Origin of the sequence: Metabacillus sediminilitoris (assembly GCF_009720625.1) — a bacterium.
Classification (GTDB): domain Bacteria; phylum Bacillota; class Bacilli; order Bacillales; family Bacillaceae; genus Metabacillus; species Metabacillus sediminilitoris.
This window is the reverse complement of sequence record NZ_CP046266.1, coordinates 1,048,150-1,068,602: the sequence shown is the minus strand read 5'-3', so window position 1 is coordinate 1,068,602 and position 20,453 is coordinate 1,048,150. Positions and strand designations below refer to the sequence as shown.

The following is a 20,453-nucleotide window of genomic DNA, read 5'->3' as shown; positions in this document are numbered from 1 at the left end:
AAGTAAATGCTTTAACTATAGTCTAATAATGAAATGGACTATTCTTGTATTAATTCCTTTATAATCGTCCCCAACGAGTTAAAAAGGTGAATTGTGTGAGTATTTTTTGGCATTTTCAATATCTCTTTGTTTAATATTTAGTTTTTCTCTCCAAATCTCACCTTCCGATTGAATAGTTTTAACTATCTCATCCGCTTCTTGAAAGCATCTTGAAATCTGGTAATTCAAAGCCTCACTGCTTAAATCTTCCCTTTTGACCCATAATGGTATATTGTCAAATATTGCTATAAATTCTTGATATTTATGAAGAAAATCATCTAAGTACTTATCTTTTGAGTGACCAAAATCACCAAAGTTCATAAAACACTCGTTTATTAATTCAGCATTGTTTGATACTTCTTTATCAAACAAATCAATCTTCTGAGATATAAACAAGCTTCGTAATAGGTTGTATAGGGGAAAAATCGCCTCGTATAAACCATGATTTTTAATAAACAATATCTTATCGTCAATAAAAACATTTTCTTCATAATAATCACTCAGTACACTATAATCATTTGCCACATTCCAGTAAAACCCCTTTTCGTCCATTTCTCCAATTGCAATGGGTTTATACTTATCATCCAAAGAATTATTTATCCATTGTCCAGTTAAAATCCAATTCCGCATGATATAATCGCTACCATTTTTAGCTACATAAATCCAAACTACATCATTATCTGATTTTTCTTCTAATATACCAACTACTATTTTCTTTATTTCATCAATATTCAGTGGTTCATTTAATACGATAACTAATGAAACACGAGATGCGTTAGGGTGAGGGATATCTGACTCTTCAATTACTGAATACATACCTTCACTAGAAAAATTAATATATTTGTATTTTTCTTTTATATATTCAGCTACTGATGGCAACTCTGGATATATAAAGGTCTCGTTTATTCCATATTTTTCATCTAATTCACGCTTTACAGAAGCTTTATATTCGTAGGGAATTTTAACAATGGCAATTGGTTCAATAGTATCTAGTGTTTTTAATTGACGAAGGATTTTTTCTCCTTCAACTATATTTCCGCAAATAGCAAACGTTCCTTTTTGATTGTATAATCGAGGATTTAGTTCCTTTAACTCATCCAAAGGTTTAACAAAAATAGTTTCCTCTGCCAAATTTAAAATTTCTTCTTTAGAAATCGATTCATAAAAATAACACTTATATTGTTGTTGAATATTTCCAATGTCATAATCTTTAAGGGTTGCTAAAAGAGAGAGTAAATTGATTTGTTTACTATTCATTTCATGAGACTTTTGTGAGTATAGATAAACATATCCATCATCTTTCTTGGTGTCTTGCACAGCAAAGAACAGTGCAATGAGTGGCTCAGTTGTAACATCAATTAGTCTAGTTGGGATACCATAATGCTGAAGTTTTGCTAAACGTTGAATTGGTTTTGACAGTGGTTCAAATTCATTCTGTTTCATTTCTATAGACTCAGCATAAAGAGCAAATTCATAGTTTAAATACCCTTTATCTCTTGCAATGCTGGAAGTAATTTCTTCATATTTAGCACCTTGTCCTCGAAACCAAACATCCTTTTCATTACTGTAGTGTTCTATCACCTTATTAAAAATGGATATACTATTTGCTTGTTCCATTTTTTAACCTTCTCCCTCCAGTCTATTTCCACTTATTGTAATGTCTAAATTGAATTTGGGCTTAAACTTTGTTAATCTACTAATTTCATTAATCTTTAAACTTCAATTTGACAATTGCATTTATTTTTTATAATTTAATGACCGTCTTTCATAGGTTTCAAGTATTAGGTTATCTAGTAAATTAGCTTTCATTTTTTTTTGAATTATATTGCTTGTGAAGATTTTATATTCAGTTAGCAATATCTTACTCGGACTTGGTACAGGTATGTACTGACAAGAGTCATTTACTTCCTGTCCTTCCCCGTTTATTAAAACTATTGCTTTGAAATTATCTTTCCCCCAAATATTAATATATGCTCCGTACCTATAATTTAAAGGTTCTCTCATCCAATCCTCTTTTAGTTTACATATATCAGATTGATTATCTTTTTTTGATTTTTTCAATTCAACTACTAAGTAATTCAAAGAATTCGTCCTTCTCTTATGAAAAATAATATCTGGTCTCCTATTATTGTAATTACGTTTTGTTACATCTAAATCAACATTTAACCAAAAAATATACTTTGCAATTTCGTTAGACAAATGATAACTTAAATTCCATTCTGTAAAATTTGTATATCTAGTATTAACAAAAATATCTGGTTGATTTTGAAAAAGATTTTTGATAGAAGAATATATAATATCTTTAATTAATTCATCCACAGCAACAAGCCTCCTCTAATCTATATATTGATTCTCGATATATCTCCTTTGCACCGTAAGAATAATTAGATATTTAATTTAGTACAACTTACTAATGTAATCTTCATAAGTAAAGTACTCCTTTTAACTTTGTATAGGAAAATGATACCATAACGATACAGAAAAAAGCAGCACCATAAACACTACTCTCATTTAACTCTTAAAGTATGGTTAAGGTGATATGGGAATATACTACATAACAATACATTCAAAATGTGGTATATTTTTGGACTATTAATAAGTGTCGCATGGAAAGAATCGCAAAATTTTGTGGTGACGATATGTAGTAACCTAGGACGAAACCGCTGAAAAAGTTCCGTAAAAACGTGCTTTTGTACCCCCATATCATCTACTGAATATAAAAAGAGACCCCTAGAGAGTCCCTTGTAATTGCTTAGCTTCTAACTCATTTTTCCTTCTGATTAGAGTTCTCTTATTAATCCCTGTCATATCTTCAACTTCCTTGTATGTATGATTCTCAAGCAATTTCAAAGCATGTTTCACTTGTTGCTTAGAATGCTTTCTTAGTCTTCCCTTTCTGAAATCCTCATGCTGCTTTGCAAGACACCCATTTCGAATGGAAGGAATCGAAGAAAATCGTGGTGCAGATTTGTCCCTACCTATCCTTATTCCTCAGAACCCACCTAGGTAATTTGTGGGAATTACCGCCCCCATTCCATCAACAAAAGAAAAGAGTCTTCTCGGCTTAGGAGTCTTTTTAGCTAGCTTCATATTCCTTAACCTTGCGATAGAATGTTGCCTTAGTCATATTTGATTTCTTCATTGCTTCAACCGCAGTGATTTCTCCTGCTTTCCATTGTTTATAAGCCTGCTCAAATTCAGATGTAATAGATGTTTTAGGTCTTCCTAGGTGTTTACCTTGTGCCTTTGCTGAAGCTATGCCCTCCGCTTGGCGAGTCTGAATCTTAATTCTCTCTTCCTCAGCAACCCATGATAATATTTGTAATACCAAGTCAGATACAAATGAACCGATTGAATCATTGTACTTTCGTGTATCCAGTAAAAGCATATCAACTACAACAATATGTGCTTTGATGTTCTGTGTGATGTCTTTCCACTCGTTTAGAATCATCTCTTTGTTTCGTCCAAGTCTATCTAAAGAGTGAATGTATAGTGTATCTCCTTTTCGCAAACGCAATTTCAAAGCTTGGTATTGAGGTCTATTGAAGTCTTTACCGCTTTGCTTGTCGATATGAATATCACGCTCATCAATTCCAAGAGCATACATACTATCCAGTTGTCGTGCTTCGTTTTGGTCTTTACTACTTACTCGTACATATCCAAACTCTTTGTTATCCATGTTTATCCACCTTTGATATCTGATATTCATATCTTACCGAATGTGTATCAAAAGGTCAACAACAAATATGATACGTTTCAAAAGTAGATTAGACACCATACGAGACTATCCAAACCGTTATTCAACCGTTTCATGATATGTGTTCCAAAAAGTGTACCTTTTGAAACTTTAGCTAATCAGAAACAACATAACAAAAGCAGCAGTGAGATTTCCCCTCTAATCTCACGTATAGAATATACTTCTGTTGTCGGATATCATTATCGAAGTTAATCAGATTATCACTATATGTTTAATTACTTTATCATACTAAAACCTACCTAATATTTGAGTCGTGTCGGAAATTTACCGAATACTTGTTTGTGGATGAGCATGGTTTCTGTATCCACCAACAAATTAACATGGAACTTTACAGCAGGTTTCATTATGCTCCAGATTTAATCCAAGCATAAATGAACAAAAGTGGTAAGAACCCCTCCAATTTCTCTAACTTACTATTCCTCCGATAATTGACCTTGCACACCTACCTATGTATAAGGCATAAGATACGTTGACAGTTATGCAGAAGGAGGACAATCATGTATTCAAATCATAATTTCTATAATTATGGTGTTTATTATAATGACTATTATCGTACAACAAATGACACTCAACTTGTAAATGATATTCAGAAAGCAATTAATGCAGAGTATAGTGCTGTTGCTTGTTATGAAAAGTTAGCCAAACTAGCACCTACACAGGATGAAAGGAACAAAATACTTGAGATACAAAAAGATGAAAGGCGTCATCTTGAAGAGTTCAGTAAAATTTATACAAATCTAACAGGTAGGCAGCCAACTTTTAAAATCAGTGAGGAATGTCCAGCTAAGTACAGAGCAGGAATCGAATTTGCCTTTAAAGATGAACAAGAAGCCGTTGATTTTTATTTAGATATCGCAGATAAGGCACAGGATGCTTCTATTAAAGATAGATTTCGTCGTGCAGCAGCAGATGAACAAAATCACGCTGTATGGTTTTTGTTTTTTTTAAAATCAAAGGTAACACACACTAATCGGCAAGTTGAAAATTACGGTGCTAAAGGAGCATTAAGTGCTTCCACATTGTCCGTACCTCAAATGCTGACTTATGCCCTTCAAGACGAATACTTGGCACAAGCAAGATATGATAATATTCTAGGAACTTTTGGATATATTCGTACATTTGCACAAATAAAAGAAGCCGAAATGAGACATATAAATGCGTTGTTGCCTCTTTTTGAACGTTATCAAGTACCTTTACCTGTAGATATATCGCAGTCATTCGTTTTAACTCCAGAAAACATTAAGGCAGCATATGCTGCTGGCGTTCAAGGAGAAATAGACAATATTTCTATGTATGAAAGATTTTTATCACTTGATATCCCTAACGATATGAGAACGGTTTTTTCACAACTTCGTAACGCCTCTTTGAGTCATCTTGCAGCATTTGAAAGAGGTCTTGCAAGAACTTTTTAGATTAAGGTGTAATTATGTCAATTTACATCATTAATAATTTTTCTAATGGAATCCTTTTTTCAGTAGTTTTAAATACAGAAAAAGGAGTATGATTATTAATGGAATCATACTCCTTTTGTATTGTTAACTAGTAGAACCTAAAGTTAGCAAAGGTTAAGTAAATCTTTTATCAAGAGGATTTTTTCTTTTAACTATATGATTTTACTCTAATTCTGCATCTTTTTGCTTTTCTGTAGAAGTTTGGATTCTCCTGTACGTTCCCATTCTTCAACTGTTTCATATGCTTTCTCAGGAGAATACCCTTTCCCTACAAGAACTCCCATTAGAATAAATTCTTGAAGAATGTGTGTCATATTAATTCCTTTTTTAACGTCTTCCAAGCCTTCTTTTACCAAAAATTCCGTATATCTTATCCATTCATCTGGAGTCCTTCCAAAAACTACTGTATTTCCATTTTCGTTACCATAGCCTTCTTCTGCAGCCATTGCGTCTGCTTTAGTCCTATGAACAGTACCAAACGGATGGTTGGGAGGAGCATATATTGAGTAAAGTTTTAGCGGGATATTACCTGTATTGATTACATTGTGCCATGTTCCAGCAGGTATCATGATTGCAGAATCATCATAGATATTTCTTTTAAAATTTAAATTATCTTTCCGCTTGCCCATTTGAACAATGCCCTGACCTTGTTCAACACGTAAGAATTGGTCAACGTTAGGGTGCATTTCCAAACCAATATCTTCGCCAACATTTAGACTCATTAAGGTAACTTGCAAATGAGTTCCTGTCCATAAAGCGGTACGGTACGTGTTGTTTTGCTTCGTAGCTTCATTGATATTAACGACAAACGGTTCTGCTCCATAATCTTTTAATGAAATTCTGGCATCACCATTGGAAAAACGAAATGAACTGTTTGCATGTCCCTCAACAGGAATATTCCAATAAACAGACTGTCTACCATAGTTATTCATTGGTACATTAACATAATAAGGATATTGATGTGGATACATATTTGGATAGTAGTACATTTTTCTCAATCCCTTCACAGATTATCAAATTATCCTATGCACTATGTTAGGTGAATGTACTTAAATTCAAATTGCTCGGAACATGGAAAAACACAAGAAGATAAGCCACTGTCTTGAATCGTTGCTTCCTAATGATGATTATCTTTTTTCATTTTATCTTAATATCGAAAAGGGTTAGAGAGTGAAGGATTGTACGCTTCATAAAATCACAGTTTTATTAGTTATTGTACACCCATGTTTCGGCTTCCAATCCATGTCCATCCACTCCAATATCTAATAAGGGAGACCATACTATGGTTAGTTTCTTTCAATAAACCTGCGTAATTATATTTTTTTACAGTAACAGTCAAACGGTAACGAAATAGAAATAGGGAAACCCTTACTACACTTTCATTTTCAATATATAACAAATGGTACCGTTTAACTACACTCTATCATTCACGATGATTTTCCCTACCAATATTAGTAAAAAAAATTACAACAATAATAAAGAAAAAGACACCCTAATTTATTGGATGCCTTTTTACAAATATTTCACTCGTTCTTGAAACGCTTTCTTCAGAAATGCAATTGCATTTGAATTTCTATATAAGTCTGAATAAAAATACACATTAGAATTTATTCACTTGTAGATGCAGCCTGTTTCAAATTTCCAATTAATTGGTTTACACTCCTAACCATCTTAGAAGCATCTCTTTGAGAAATCACATGTTCTTGCCCATGGACTAGTTTATTTCTCAAACTTACCCATTTTTCAACATCACTTTTAGAAACCTCATCTAGCACACCATTCTCTACTGCTAAATTAAGGAGTGCTAATATCGACATCGGAATATGACGATTAAAGACTTTTATCCTTTTTATAGTAGTTCCTACAGTATTCCCATCAAATAGTTTTCTTAATTCAGATTCTAAAAGTGTGAACGCTGATATAACAGCAGCTTTATATTCTTGTTTCCCTAATAAACGTTCTGGTTCATTAGTTAAGTCAATCATAATATTCTCAGATACTTGGGTTAACCACTCTTCAATTACATTTGTAAATTCTTCTGATTCAATGTTATTCAAATATATATTTCTGTCAACAAATCTTATATTATGGTTACCATTTAGTTTTGTATCAAAGCCATTTGCAGTCTTTGAAGATAAAACAAGAAGATAAAGAGGTTTTTGACGTTTTTCAAGGATATTTCGAATTTCATTTAAACTTTTATCATCTTCAGCATCAAAGATAATCATATCTGCTCTTTCTATTAAAGCTGTTTCTCTGGCTGTTATGTTATCACCCTGCATGACCAACTCATCTGATGAAACTGGTGAAAATCCATAATCCTCTATTATAGGAAAGATGTAGCTTCTGTATAAAGAAATACTTGAGTATGGTACAGCAACATAGCATAGCCTATTCGTAGCATCTACTGGTAAAGAAAGTTCCGCTAAAGTTTGCTCATTAAAAACAAAACTTTTACTTGGTAAATTTTCAATCCAATACTCTCTAATTTCTTCAAATAATGTTTCAAATACTTCAGCATAAGATTTTGCATTAATGTTTATTACATTTACTCCTCTTCTTTTATACCTATTCACAGCTGCATGTTTTGCTCCTACAGATAAAACATATGCAGGTCTTCGTAATTCACCTAAACGATTACTAATAATTTGCCATACTTGTCTAAAATCCGCATCCTCTAGACTATATCCAATAAACAAAGGAGTACGAGTTATTAAGAGATTTGCTAGATAAGTGGATATTAGTGGGAAATTTTCTAAAAAGGAATCATAATCCTGTTCAGTTGCTACTATCCTATTTGGATGATGTAAATCCCCGTGTAACTTTAATAAAAGAACATTTTTATAATAATTAATTAACTGGTTAGAACCTATAGATAATTGTTCCTCATCCATTATCGGAAGACAGTATTTCCCAACATTGTCATATCCTTTTTCCAATAAAAAATCAAAATTTGTAGTACAAACTATATCAAAGGGTACTCTACAAAATGATTTATGAACATTACTTGGTTTTGAATCTGCAACAAATAATAGTTGAGATAACTTTTCTACTAATTTAGAACGAGAATACTCAAAACTATATGCGGATATGGCATCTAGTGCATTGCTATACGGGTAATCGATTAAATCCTCAGAAAAGCTTTTTCCTAAATCTTCCCACAAGGGCATTTTTTTCCCTTTAGGTAATTCACAATTAAGCGAAAAACCTGCACCTATAATTGGAATACATCGATTATTTAATATATCTTCTAGTAATGGTTTAGGAATGAATTGAATATACTTTGTCATAATTTCCTCACTTTAAAAGATTCAAAATATTTTTTCCTATCAAACTAATTTATCTAGATTACAAATTATAAACAAACCTTTGATGATGATTAATTCTTTTTAAATATACATGACTTTATACTAGCCTCTTTATTTAAACAAATATTACAACACCAGTTTACAATACTAATAAAATCAAAATATTATTAAGTTTTCTGTCACTAGGAAATAATGGTTAAATAATGCTAAATATGGAAAAATCCATCCTCATTATAAGGCTTGAATAACAACAATTCATAATTGGATACTACCTAAATTCCTACTTCGTGAACATTTCAAATTTATAGTATTAGTAACTTGGTGTAGGACTGCTGTTAGACGATTGTCTATTAAATTGCCTTTCAATTATGGCAGCATATGCTAATGGTTGACGCTCAATTTCTTTTATTTTCTCCGTACTAAGGGCAACACCAACTGCACCTAATATTCCGACAGTTGCACTTGTAGTATCAAGTATACTATCCTCAGAAATCCCTTTTACTAAACTCAAGGCTGGAGACGCAATTGAACAAAATGTAGCAAAATTTATCATTCTCCATTTAAATGATTTCATACTTTCTGAAATATATCTGATTTCATCCCTTGAATTTTCAGCAAATATCTTTAGCTTTTCTTCAACTTGGTACTCTGGAAGGAGTTCAAGATTAAGAATAGACTCTTCTACGTATCTACGAAATCTTGTTAGCTTGTCATAATGCTTCTCTTTAAACCGATAAATATCGTAAGGGTCTTCGATATAAGCAGGAACAGGTAATACATTTTCAATAATCCTTGTCCTAAGTTGTTCTTTTAGTACCTCTCGGGTGTTCTCTTTCTCAACATTAGGAAGGAAATAGGATAACTCATTATAACTATCAGTAAGAGGTGTATATTCTGTAATTGTTCCTAGTACAGTTGCAAGGTATGTCATAAAATTAGATGCCGTATACCCCTCCACAGTGTACCATGACCCTCGTCCCTTAGTTGCTAATCCTCTTTGTTCTAGTCTATGTCCAAGGCTTCTAAGCTTCCCCATATGTATTTCTGTTGTCGTTCTTATTACTCCATCCTGACCAATTAACCCTAACCTTCCCAATTTAGAAATGGGACAAAATGCAGAAGTATTATCAATAAAATCTATGAATGCCTCTTCAAAGTTAGGTACATTCCATAAATGCTGCTCTGGTACTACTTGCTCAATCAACTCGACCTCTACTAATTTTCTCATATGCTCTCCTAGCAGGTTTGGCTTTTTTAAAAACTCTAGAGGTACGATAGAACCTACCTTATCCCAATAAAACAATGACCCCATTAACCATTGGCTTTTAGGAATAGAAATCGAGGGAAAATATAGTATTTTATCCACTGCATTCTCTCCTTTCATTTCATTGATTATCTACCATTTTTCATTCTCTGTTATCACATGAACCTTGATTCTATCATCGAATTACCTAGGCGGCTTAAAAACATTAACCCTGTGCCACTTCATATAAAGCTGCTGCCTCTCATTCATACTAATAATCATAGTTTCATTGATATTAAGAAAAACCATTGTAGCTTCATCCAAACTATCTGAAATCACAATTGCTCCATCCTCATAGAAACTTATATAACCTTTGTCAAACAACTTATCATGATTTGGACATAGTAAAAAACCATTATTAACATCTAGCCTCTCTTGATGATTAGATTGACTCCATGGCTTAATATGACTTGCTACAAGGAATCGTTCATCAGAAACTCCACATAATCTACATTTCTTTTCAATATTTAAAAGAGATTTCTTAAACGTTGATTGACCTATTCTAGACTTAATGACTTGTTCTTTCTCAGTCTCTGTTACTTCAATTTGTTCTGGTGCAGCTGTGACAATTGATTCTAGCTCAATATATTCGTCTGCAGAAGACCTACCTTCTATTTCTCGTTCACCATTATCTTTTTGAAGATATCTTTTAAGAGATTCAATAACTAAACTAAAGTCAGAATTCTGCTGCACTAACAGTTGTATTGCCTCATCTATGCTTAAATCCTTAAAGATTCCTTTATGCTTATCTTTTAATCCAATAAAGTGCAGTATTCCCATTGCTTGATATCCACGGCTTTCATCGGGATTCATACCTACTACATGCTCATCAAGCCAGCGGTGCGTTCTTGAATGAAATAAGTATTCATAAACAATCATATCTCTAATTGATTCATTATATAGGTTATATTCCCTAGAACGATTTACAGGTTCAAGTTCTGGAACACTGAATAAAGTACTTTTATCTGATTTTTCATTTTCAACAATTGTAAATCCTAGTCTACTAAGAAATCGATTTGTTTCGTCTCCACCACTAAACAAGGAAGGAGAATATTCTTCACCATTAGCAAAAATGTTTGCAATCGATATTACATATTTAGGTGGGTAATTTCCACCAGCATAAGAAAGATTAAACCTTGTCGATTCTCTTCTTTCTGGTACTCCCTCTCTATCAATCTTTTGAATAGCTTTTAAGATATGTTCCTTATTAATATTTTGGGGAATAGTCACTAATTGCACCTCAATGTTTCACTTTATTATTTAGTATTTATTGAATAAAACTGCAGCTGCTCACCAATCCCTTTTCCTTGAAGCGGTACATTACAATCGATACCTTTTTGTTCAAAGACAGAAATTAGATACTCTCTATATTTGACTCCAGCATAAAAGTCTATATTCGTTATATTCAATTGCAAACTATCTATCTGCTTAATAACTAACTCTGACCATGATTTACGCTCTGATGCTCTCATATTGTTAAGAGTTAAGTCGTAAGGCTCAATTACATCATGTTGTTTTAATAGTCCATACTTTGCAGATAATACAAACCACTCATCATAATCCTTTTGCTCTAAATATTTAACAGCTTTCTTAAACAAAGTTGACTCTTGGTACATCTCTCTAGCACTGCATGGATAATCGGCTTTTAATTTAGTACAACTTACTAATGCTATCTTCATAAGGAAATTACTCCTTTTAAAATCATATAGGAAAATCATACCATATTGGTAAAAAAAGAGCAGCACCTATGATACTACTCTCATAAAATATTGTATGTGTTTCTGTACCAATGGACATCGTTAGGAGAAGTAGCGTACTTACCATAATAACTAGTTATCATATCCAAGAACAAAGTGTCATGAATACGACACTTCATTCTCAAGCTGAAATAAGGTAACTCGTTGAAGTTACTCCATTCTTAACCCATGGAACTAAGTAACTTGTAGAAGTTACTCGGCTGTACTGTAAGAAGAGAGAAAAATTTTAATAATAGAGAGAAAGGATAAAAAGAGAGAAATACTATGCTCCCATCGCAAACGATGGGGAGCGTTGTGGATTTAAGTCGTGTTGTAAATATCTATGTTTAGACATCTAAAAAGGCTTACCTAGTGCCTTCAGATTGAGTCTTTTAGATTGAATAATGACTTACTGGAGTGCCTTCTGACTTGTGTCTGAGCCATTCCGAACAGTTTGTGAACGTGTGTCTATATGAATGGATTCTCTAACATTTAAACACTTATGAAACAAACTAAACAGCGGAGTATTTAATATTCTAAATAAACAATGGCTCTAACTAGATAACCAATAAGCAGATGAAAAAAACAAGATTGAATATATGAGAAAAGGGTAAAAAATGTTATGAAAAATACTTTTAAAAACGCCCATAAAAAGTGCCAAAATATGCTATTATTGACATATATATATAAGGAAAAGGAACTTTTTATGAAAAACTTACTTTTTAGCCCTTTCGTAAGAGCATTTGTGACATTGATAACAGCATTTGGGTCTGGTATCCTATGCAGTAGTGTGGTTACTGATATTACAGTTGAAGGAAAACTGGATTTTACACTTCTTCCAACATCTAAGGTATTTTGGTTTACTGGTGCTTTCATTATTGCTTTGCTGTTTTACTATGTACCAATGACAAAGAGGGATATGGCAACTAATGAAATACTAAGTAAATATGAAGACCAGGAACTTTTGAGTTCTTATTATAAGGGACAACACAAGGGTCTTGTAAGGCTGGCAAAGAAAGAATTAAAACTAGGAAACTTAGATAAATTAGAAGATATCAATAAATATGCGAATGGAGTGTTTGGAAATGAGCCAACCACTAATGACGATGCAAGCAAAAAACAAGATACAGGAGCTAGGTAAAAGTCCTTTATTTAGAAATTCTCTAGAAAAATTTCTGAAAATAAGTGAAATGTACACTAATAAAAATGAGGCAAAACTAAAATACAATCCTTTATTTGAAAGAAAATATAGTAGGATGATTAAAAAAATCACTAATGAAGATGATGTCTATATGTTTAGAGATAGAAATAACAGGTTTGTATTCACAATAGAAAAAGATAATAATGACAAAGATGTAACTATACTTATAGATGTATTAGATAGAAATGATGTAAGAACAAGATTGAAAAATAAATTGGTCGGAAAATAGGAGCAACCAAAAAGTTGCTCCTATTTTTATTTTTCCTCTTATAACATTACTATATGATAAATGAATATTTTTAAAGACAACTAACTTGCTTTGTTACTTTAAGTACATTCTTTCACAAACTCACAATCAATTTTACTTACTGTTACAGATAATAAAAGAAGAATTTTATTAGTTTGTGTAATGCTTGGATTCCTACCTATGTGAAATCATCTTCTCCGACACATAAAAAAGGAGAGTCTCAGTTTAAGAGAACCTCCTATGTGTTGTATTAACATAATTTATAATCAAAACAATCTTATTTATTTTCTACTTGTGGTATTGCCAATTTCCTTTCAAGTCGCACCAAGGTCTTGGTCATAGCAGTAAGTACAATCGCTTCTTTTTTTTCGTACTAGGTGGCAGCGTGCTACCATGTCCAGCGAATGGTTCAACATTTCTCCTCTTGTATATCTCAAGGGTGTATTCTAATACAGGCTCTGGAAATTGGAACGGTTTCGATAACCTTGAAAGAAAGATGCAAGCGTCTGAATTTATACTGCTGCTAAACCTACAACATCTTTTGCTTAAGTTGAATATTAGATATCACCGTGAAAAACCCTTAGTACTTTACTATCAGTTCTAATTCATCACCAATTTTTAAACTCCTAATGCAAGCATCCAATCATCTTTTGGCTTTTCTTTCTCTTCATAGAATATAGAAGACGACTCCTTAAGCTTTGTTTCTTCCTCTTTTTTCTTTTGTTTTTCTCTTTCCTTTATACGTTTTTGTCTCTCTCTATACTCTTTGTTGTAATCTTTAATTGGAGTAACAGGGTCATTCTTTAACTTTTCATTCGCCTTTCTTTGTAAATCAAACTGTCTTTTACGTTCCTTAGCATTTGCAATAATGTTATTTGAAAAGTATCCTGCCCACCCAAATTCTGGAATACCATTATTTCGACAAGTAAATTCTAATTCTTTAATAACAATTAATAATTGGTCAGTTCCGCAGATTTCAATTGCCTCATTAATCTTAGATTTAGTACCCTTGTGCATTGCTAATCCAGCTTTAACAAAACCCTCTAAAGTTGCTTCAATTGATGGGTCAAAACCAGTATTGTCACTTTTTTGTTTATCAGATTTAGACACAACTTCTTTTTTCGCCTCAACAACTGCCTCCTGTTGTTTCTTTCTGACCTTTGAAATGCGACTTGTTTCTTTAGCTTCAACAACCGCTTCTAATACATCTTCTTTATCATTCCAACGAGAATAAATGTTCTTTGATTTTTCGTTTATAGTAACTGTATCGATGTAAATTAGTTCATATTTTATTAGTATATCGTTATACCTAATTACAGTCTTTCTATCAAATCCCGTAGCTTCAGCTATTTGTTCTATAGTAGGATATGAAATTTTCCTTTCTTTTCCACTCTCGTTAACCATACCAACAATGTACAAATACTGAAACATAATCATTTGTTTACATTCTCTCTCTTCAAAGTAAACTAATTTGTTAAAGTCTTCTAAAGACATTTTCACAAAATTATCCTCTACTAAAGGGACTTTAGCATAAAAGTACTGTGTGCCTTTCAGTTCCAACAGGTTAATCCTTTTCTTTAACTTAAAGTCCACGAAAAATTCTAGTCCCAAATTACTTTCTAAATTTGCTAATGATTGCTTAATCTTATCTCTGTTTTCTGTTCTATTAGCAATACCAAGCATTTCAGCTAACTGCGGTAAATGCACCATAGCACCACCATCAAGTAGTGAATTCTTATTAAGGATGGAATAGATGTAAGCTTCATTTGCTCCCAGATTTAAGATTGTTTTTGAAATTTGAATGTGTAAATTTTCTTGTTTTAACAACTTTAAAACTCCTCTGTAATGTTTTTTTTAAACTAACATTACCTCCAGAGTGTCATTATTCTTCCCCTTGTTTAGCCTATTACCTTCTTTATTTCTTCCTTTAGCCTCACTCACACAAAGAAAAAAGCAAACAAAATGCTCGCTTGCGAGCGTCTATTCTCTTTCTTATTATTTGTTTCTTTCTTATTACTTTGTTTCTTTCTTATTAGAGTACCGTTGAGTGTGTATATTTCTACAGTCAGTGATATAATTAAGATTATTGAATGTAGAAATACATACACTCGTTGACTCCAACTTAGGATTGAGTGTGTATATTTATACACTAGTTAACTTGTTACCTGAGGCAACATCATCAACAGCTCTTATGTTAATTATTATACCAAAATCAATAATTAACATTTTATGTTTAAAACCATCAGTAAAAAGCTGTCGAATCTCGACATAAAATCCCAAATGTTGTGTCAAGCTCTTTTTTGAAAAATGTTTCATCTTTTAATTTCTAATGACTATTAGCTTCGAATAAACGATAGTGTTTTACAAGGGAATCTTTTTGTAAACTCTTGATAGGAAATATCGAGGCAGTTAATGTTTGTCTTAAGAAATCTAATTGAGGTATACACTATTAATGTAGGCACAAACATAGTTATCCTTCTCGTATCGGGATTTTTCACACCGTGTTGATGTGGAATGAGGCACTATCTCACTTTCACCATATTACTTTCGAACGACTATCTATTAGACACTGGTAACACAAACAATTTAAAGTGCCATCACAGGAAGATTTTTTTGATGATTGTGTTTCTACTTCTCCATACCTTTTTAATTCAAAATTATCATCCCATTCTCTTTCAATAAATACTGTCTCAAATGATAATAAGAATTCTTCTAGAGTTCCTTGTATGTTAATATTGTGCTTTTTTGCAGTTTCCTTTACCTGCCGTACTGTTTTATTTCTACTAAATATCCATAAATCTTCATTCCTAGGTGGATTAAAGTACCAAATAAATAGATGTTCTAAAACATGAAGAGGATAGATATCTGGGTCTATGATAACAACATGTAGGTACTGAATATTATTATCGAGTTTGCCGTTTGTTTTATTTGTATGACTTCTAATTCGATTTTTAAAATCATTGTTACAATGTCCAATATAAGCAACATCACCGCAAGTTTCTTGGAGAATATAAACCCCAGCGACACCTTCTAATGAAGTAACATTAAAGCCTTTAGCGTGAGTATATTGTTTTCCCATTGAAGCACCCCCATTTTTGTCTGCTGACTTATAATATCAAATCCAAAAGCTAGTGTTCCACGTATACAGTAAGGTCGCAATAACGAGGAAAACGGATTATCGTTGAGTAAATACCCTAAACATACAAAATTTCAAGATATTCTTTGTTATTTTCCATTAAATGTGCTACTTATTGGATAACACCATCTTTTTTCCAAGAAAAAAAGAACAGCCATATGACTGTTCTTAATCGCTTTATATATGAAAGGTTGGTTAAGAAAGTTTTATCCTATGGGGGAATCAAACTTCAATGAAGCTCTTATTATCTCGCTCAACATTCTTTTATACATAAGTAAGCGATTATGACGATAGGAATTTCTTACCTCTTTATAAGTTGGTATTGCTTTTGCACCCTCTTGAGCCACTTTTTTTGGTGTAATAGGCAATGTGCTTTATTTGCTTATTCATTCTTATTGCTCCTTAAACATCTAATGAATTTAATGGATTATACTTATCATTTTGCTCCCTTAATGCTGTACCCCAAATGGCAAGATACTTCTCTGTCATCTTTAGATTGCTATGACGCAACATTTTTTGAAGTGTGAATACATCACCACCATTCATTAAGAACCTGTGTGCAAACGTGTGGCGGAATGTATGAGCGGATAATCGAACATCTTTAAAATTCATGATTGCCTTCAACCGCTTGAACACATTTTTAACTGCATCAGTTGTCATAGATTTGTTTTCTCTGTTTATAAATACATGTTCAGAAGGTTCTGGAAAGTGTTGCTGACAAAACACCTTGTATTCTGCAAGTTCCTTAACCAATTTATCTGTAATTGGAATACTTGCTTGTGTACGATTTTTACCAAAAACTATGATTGTACCTGTTATCAAGTCTACATCTTTCCATTTAAGATTACATAATTCACCTAAACGCATACCACTGCCAAGCAAGGTAAGAATTAGAGTATAATCTCTATACGCATAAAATGAGTGTTCCCTACCCTTTAACCTTCTGTAGTAGTTCAACATCTGTTTAATGTGATTATCGTTAAAAACATCAATTTTAGTGTCTGTCTTAGCCTTCTCAATCTTAGACATTGGATTTCTTTTCTCCATGATTATGTCGCTTTCAACCATGTAATTGAAGAATGCTTTTAAATTCTTTATCTTTGTATTAACTGTAACAGGATTATTCTTTTTCGATTTCATACAGTATAACAAATACGATTTAATTGTATTTGCTGTTACATCTTCCACATTTAAGATTTCCTTCTCAGCACAAAACCCGTGAAACTCATTTAATTGAATCATGTAATTTTTAATTGATTGTTCAGACAGGTTTTTGAACTCCCTATCATCTTTAAAATCTTGAATAGCAAATTTCAACAACATAAAAAGACCACTTCCTTCTAAATTTTTCTAAGAAGGTTAGTGGTCTTAAATGTAAGAACAGGGTCTAGCACCGACCACTTTCTTACTAAGTCTGCAAATTCCTTGCAAAACCCTTGATACAACTACGTTGATGACCTGTGAGGGACTTGAACCCCCGACCCCTTCCCTGTCAAGGAAGTGCTCTCCCACTGAGCTAACAAGTCGATACATTAAGTTATAGATTATATTATACTTAAGCCCTTTAAATTGGTCAACTACTTCTCATTGGAATCTTTTAAAAAATCTTAGGTAAAAGTAATGCGATTAATTATACACCATTCGACTTATTTCCCGGAAAATACGAAAACCTGAATAGCCTCAATTTGAGGATCAGGTTTTCGCTACTATTTCCCCTTAAAATATATTAGCTTAAGCTTGAACAGACATGTTAGGCTTGTTATCTTTATCCCGTTTCCAGATAAACTGTAAAGTCAGCAATACAACAAACATAATTAGTCCAGTAATATCCGAAATTTTTTCAGGATAGATTAAGAGAATACCAACAATCACTGCAATGATTCTTTCGAGCCAATGCATTCCTCTCATCCAATAACCAATAACCCCTGCTCCAATTGCGATCATTCCAATCATCGATGTAAATACGACCCAAACGACTTCCCACCAGGTTGTATCAATCATTAGCATTGCCGGGGAGAGAACGAAAATGTATGGAATGATAAATGCTGCGATGGCGAGTTTTGATGATTCAATACCTGTTCGCAGCGGTTCTCCACCTGAGACCCCTGCTGCTGCAAATGCTGCTAGTGCAACCGGTGGTGTAATATCTGCAATAATTCCAAAATAAAAGACAAATAAATGAGCTGGTAAATCAGCTACACCTAATAAAATCATGGCAGGTGCTGCTATTGTCGAGGTTATGACATAGTTTGCTGTTGTTGGTGCCCCCATACCAAGAATAAGTGATGCAATCATTGTAAGCAGCAGTGTTGGGATTAATAATCCACCTGATAAGTCAATTAACCCATTTGCTAGCTTTAATCCTAAACCTGTTTTTGTTACGATTCCGACAATAATTCCAGCAGCAGCTGTTGCTGCCGCTACACTAAGAGCTGTTCTGGCACCATCTACTAATGCTAAAATGATATCGATCATTTTCATTCGGACATCTTTATTAATAAATCCAACAACAATTGAAATGACAATCGAGTATAAGGCAGCATGTGTTACCGTTATATTCGACATGAGCAACACAATGATCGCTACGATTGGAATTAACAAATAAAGTTTGCCAAATACTTCTTTTCTACTCGGCATTTCTTCTTTTGTTAACCCTCGTAGTCCAAGTCGCTTTGCTTCAAAATGGGTCATAATCCAGATCCCGGCGAAATAGAGAATCGCTGGGATAGCTGCAGCCTTTGCAATATCCCAATACGTAATGCCGTTTCCGATAAACTCAACCATTAGAAAGGCTGCTGCCCCCATAATTGGCGGCATTAATTGTCCGCCTGTTGATGCGGATGCCTCTACGGCGCCAGCAAATTCCTTCTTGTAACCAAGATTTTTCATCATTGGAATCGTAAAAGCTCCAGACGTTACAACATTCGCAACAGAGCTGCCGCTGATCGTTCCTTGAAGAGCACTTGAAAATATCGCAACTTTGGCAGGCCCCCCAATACTTCTGCCTGCAATCGCAATCGAAAGATCGTTAAAATATTGGCCGACACCTGTTTTTATTAAAAAAGAACCAAATAAAAGGAAGAGAAAGATAAAGGTTGATGATACTGCTAACGGTGTACCTAGTATCCCCTCTGTCGTAAAAAACATCGTCTGGACCATTCTGTCCATACTTAAGCCGCGATGTGATAAGAATCCAGGCATATGTTGTCCGAAAAGTCCATAAAGAAGGAAAATAATGGCGATGATCATAATCGGAAGCCCTACTGCACGTCTTGTAGCCTCTAAAACTAATACAATCGCTACTAATCCAACAGCAAAGTCCAATGTTGTCAATCGGCCTACGCTCATGACAAGTTCCTCAAAAAATAATGGCCAGTATGCTCCAACTCCAATACTTAAAATAGCTAGGACCACATCATACCAGGCAATTTGAAATTTTCCTTTTTGTCGTTTCTTTCGGTTGGCTGGAAAAAGTAAAAAAATCAATGATAGTGCAAAGCCTAAGTGGACAGTACGTTGAATTTGTGCAGTGAATACTCCAAAAATAGCTGTATAGAGTTGAAAAAGCGAAAAAGCGAGTAGGCCAAAAAACACAAAATAGCCGACTACTCCAGTTAACTTTCTTGTTCCTGCTTCTGGATCGTATTTTTCGATTAATGCCTGCTGTTCCTCTTCTGTTAAATACTTCGTTTCCTCTTTATTAGCCATTGATGTTCACTCCTTTCCATTGTTGCCATAACGTTATTTTTTTAATTGAAATTCTTACCCATGTCCCTGGTTTTATAGAATTAGATAATGTATATGTTATATGTTGATAGATTAGTCGATGATTTGCTCTCACTTGTCCAATTCTCAAGTCAATAAATGGGAAGGAACGGTTCATGTTTTTTATGTAATACACACCATCCTTTTCTTCAAACACCTCGCCTTTTTCTGCATTTGAAGGCATTCCGACGGCAAAGTCTTCGTATGCGAGCTCAGTTAAAGTAAACTGCTTGTCATCTATTCGATATGACTCAAGCACATCTGAGAGATGAATCGAGTGTGTATACTTTAGTTGAAAGGTTTGGTCATTTTTTAATGATACATATGCAAGTAGGTGCTCTTTGTCTTCATATGTAAAAGCAATGACTTGTTTATAGGGAATGAAAAACAGAAAAAAGAAGAAAAGTAGCAGGGAGACAAAAAGAAGAATAACTGCTACTTTCCATTTACGCATTGAATCCCCGCCTATCATTGTTTAGTAGTAAAATAGAATCGATAAACGCTAAAAAC

Annotated in this window: 16 protein-coding genes, 1 tRNA gene and 1 pseudogene; 3 read left to right on the top strand and 15 right to left on the bottom strand. The window is 33.4% G+C overall.

Features of this window, described 5'->3' with window-relative positions:
* Positions 1-78 precede the first annotated feature (78 nt).
* The 4 genes and pseudogenes from GMB29_RS05415 to GMB29_RS05405 form a co-directional block, all read right to left on the bottom strand.
* Positions 79-1,656 (bottom strand): FRG domain-containing protein, encoded by a 1,578-nt coding sequence (locus tag GMB29_RS05415; RefSeq protein ID WP_136355019.1) that lies wholly within the window; start codon positions 1,654-1,656, stop codon positions 79-81.
* A 120-nt stretch (positions 1,657-1,776) separates the two neighbouring features.
* On the bottom strand, positions 1,777-2,358 hold the full coding sequence (locus GMB29_RS05410; protein WP_136355021.1) for a hypothetical protein: 582 nt from the start codon (positions 2,356-2,358) through the stop codon (positions 1,777-1,779).
* A gap of 411 nt (positions 2,359-2,769) precedes the next feature.
* Positions 2,770-2,961: pseudogene (locus GMB29_RS26895) on the bottom strand (recombinase family protein); the annotation flags it as partial.
* Positions 2,962-3,115: 154 nt separating this feature from the next.
* A complete protein-coding gene (locus GMB29_RS05405; protein ID WP_136355023.1) occupies positions 3,116-3,718 on the bottom strand; it encodes a recombinase family protein in 603 nt (200 codons plus the stop codon).
* A gap of 575 nt (positions 3,719-4,293) precedes the next feature.
* Between GMB29_RS05405 and GMB29_RS05400 the strand changes: the two genes are divergently transcribed.
* Positions 4,294-5,208 carry a ferritin family protein gene (locus GMB29_RS05400; RefSeq protein WP_136355025.1) on the top strand — a complete coding sequence of 305 codons (915 nt, stop codon included), beginning with the start codon at positions 4,294-4,296 and terminating at the stop codon, positions 5,206-5,208.
* Between the two features lie 206 nt (positions 5,209-5,414).
* Here the strand turns inward: GMB29_RS05400 and GMB29_RS05395 are convergent, their stop codons facing one another.
* The 5 genes from GMB29_RS05395 to GMB29_RS05375 all read right to left on the bottom strand — a co-directional run bounded on the left by GMB29_RS05395 (position 5,415) and on the right by GMB29_RS05375 (position 11,537).
* Positions 5,415-6,236, bottom strand: coding sequence for a cupin domain-containing protein (locus tag GMB29_RS05395; RefSeq protein ID WP_136355027.1), 822 nt, complete (start codon positions 6,234-6,236; stop codon positions 5,415-5,417).
* A gap of 618 nt (positions 6,237-6,854) precedes the next feature.
* Complete coding sequence (locus tag GMB29_RS05390) at positions 6,855-8,537, bottom strand: SIR2 family NAD-dependent protein deacylase (protein WP_136355029.1); 1,683 nt, start codon at positions 8,535-8,537, stop codon at positions 6,855-6,857.
* Positions 8,538-8,865: 328 nt separating this feature from the next.
* Positions 8,866-9,921, bottom strand: a complete 1,056-nt coding sequence (locus GMB29_RS05385) for a DUF6236 family protein (RefSeq protein ID WP_136355030.1) — start codon at positions 9,919-9,921, stop codon at positions 8,866-8,868.
* Between the two features lie 81 nt (positions 9,922-10,002).
* On the bottom strand, positions 10,003-11,088 hold the full coding sequence (locus GMB29_RS27235; RefSeq protein WP_227551525.1) for an HNH endonuclease: 1,086 nt from the start codon (positions 11,086-11,088) through the stop codon (positions 10,003-10,005).
* A gap of 26 nt (positions 11,089-11,114) precedes the next feature.
* Complete coding sequence (locus GMB29_RS05375) at positions 11,115-11,537, bottom strand: DUF6884 domain-containing protein (protein WP_136355031.1); 423 nt, start codon at positions 11,535-11,537, stop codon at positions 11,115-11,117.
* 679 nt (positions 11,538-12,216) lie between these two features.
* On the opposite strand from GMB29_RS05375, the gene GMB29_RS05370 reads away from it, so the two are divergent.
* Both GMB29_RS05370 and GMB29_RS05365 read left to right on the top strand, forming a co-directional pair.
* Positions 12,217-12,735 (top strand): hypothetical protein, encoded by a 519-nt coding sequence (locus tag GMB29_RS05370; RefSeq protein ID WP_136355032.1) that lies wholly within the window; start codon positions 12,217-12,219, stop codon positions 12,733-12,735.
* Complete coding sequence (locus tag GMB29_RS05365; protein WP_136355034.1) at positions 12,680-13,024, top strand: hypothetical protein; 345 nt, start codon at positions 12,680-12,682, stop codon at positions 13,022-13,024. The genes GMB29_RS05370 and GMB29_RS05365 overlap by 56 nt, the downstream gene beginning before the upstream one ends.
* A 636-nt stretch (positions 13,025-13,660) precedes the next feature.
* Here GMB29_RS05365 and GMB29_RS05360 read toward each other — a convergent pair.
* The 6 genes from GMB29_RS05360 to GMB29_RS05335 form a co-directional block, all read right to left on the bottom strand.
* Entirely contained in the window at positions 13,661-14,869 is a 1,209-nt protein-coding gene (locus tag GMB29_RS05360; protein WP_136355036.1) for a hypothetical protein, read from the bottom strand.
* Between the two features lie 706 nt (positions 14,870-15,575).
* On the bottom strand, positions 15,576-16,121 hold the full coding sequence (locus GMB29_RS05355) for a GIY-YIG nuclease family protein (RefSeq protein WP_136355038.1): 546 nt from the start codon (positions 16,119-16,121) through the stop codon (positions 15,576-15,578).
* A 459-nt stretch (positions 16,122-16,580) separates the two neighbouring features.
* The gene (locus GMB29_RS05350; protein WP_136355040.1) at positions 16,581-17,501 is read right to left on the bottom strand and encodes a tyrosine-type recombinase/integrase; all 921 of its coding nucleotides are present in this window, start codon (positions 17,499-17,501) and stop codon (positions 16,581-16,583) included.
* Positions 17,502-17,632: 131 nt separating this feature from the next.
* Positions 17,633-17,704 (bottom strand) — tRNA-Val (locus GMB29_RS05345).
* 205 nt (positions 17,705-17,909) lie between these two features.
* Entirely contained in the window at positions 17,910-19,886 is a 1,977-nt protein-coding gene (locus GMB29_RS05340) for a TRAP transporter permease (protein WP_136355042.1), read from the bottom strand.
* On the bottom strand, positions 19,879-20,397 hold the full coding sequence (locus GMB29_RS05335; protein ID WP_136355043.1) for a DUF1850 domain-containing protein: 519 nt from the start codon (positions 20,395-20,397) through the stop codon (positions 19,879-19,881). The genes GMB29_RS05340 and GMB29_RS05335 overlap by 8 nt, the downstream gene beginning before the upstream one ends.
* Between the last annotated feature and the right edge of the window lie 56 nt (positions 20,398-20,453).